General features: G+C 43.0%; 1 protein-coding gene. It reads right to left on the reverse strand.

The features are described 5' to 3' along the window. Positions 1–804, reverse strand: an 804-nt coding sequence (locus ACFIK8_RS10810) for a DUF3792 domain-containing protein (protein ID WP_375669426.1), incomplete at its 3' end; no start/stop codon positions are given. Between the last annotated feature and the right edge of the window lie 13 nt (positions 805–817).

The following is an 817-nucleotide window of genomic DNA, read 5'->3' on the forward strand; positions in this document are numbered from 1 at the left end:
CATGCCATCTTTTATGAGGGCTTCGATGATATCACTTCGATCAAATTTTGTCGTGAGATCTTCTACACGATCAGACAGGCGCTCACCAAGATTTTTTAAAGTGGTGCGATAGTGAGAAGGATCATTTTTGAAAGCTGTGATCGCAGAACCAATATCGTTGAGTGCTGCTTGATAGGTTTGTTTCAAGCGATCAGGGTTGAGAGCAGGAATGTCACTTTTATTGAGAAGGGTGCGCAATTCACTACCAAGTTGGTCAAAATTGATGCCATTGTCACTGTTTTTTGCAAAAAACTTTTCAAGACTTTCGCTGTTTAATTTTGCAAGTATGGGGGAAATATTGGTTTTTAGGCTGTCTACGGTTTGTTGGACCATGGAGCTGTTTTCTAGAGCAGTTTTAGCTCCTATCTTTGCTGTACTAGAAACCACGTGGATGGCTTGGAGGGTCATTAGCAATGTTATGAGAGCCCAAGTGAGAAAGCCATGAAGCGTCCCTGATGATTCAGCAAAACGTCCAGCTACAAAGCCTCCCAAGGCTAGGCTAATCAGTGTAACGATAATAGAACCCACGCTAAAGGAGAGGAAAGAGCCTTCAAATGGGGTTGAAGAGGTGAAATCCATTTGGCTTAAGCCTAAAGCTGCTACCAGAAAAGAGAGGCAGATTGAGGTGGCAAGGGCTGTCACCAATCCCGCAAAGATTGCGGACCATGAAATGGGTGTGTGAAAGAATGGATACTTTTCTTCTAGAGATGTTTCTCCTAGAAAATTCGTATCGAATGGTGTGTCTTCAGGAATGCGAGTTTCCATGTTTTATCTCCTT

The sequence above is a fragment of the Bartonella sp. MR168JLCBS genome (genome assembly GCF_042194175.1).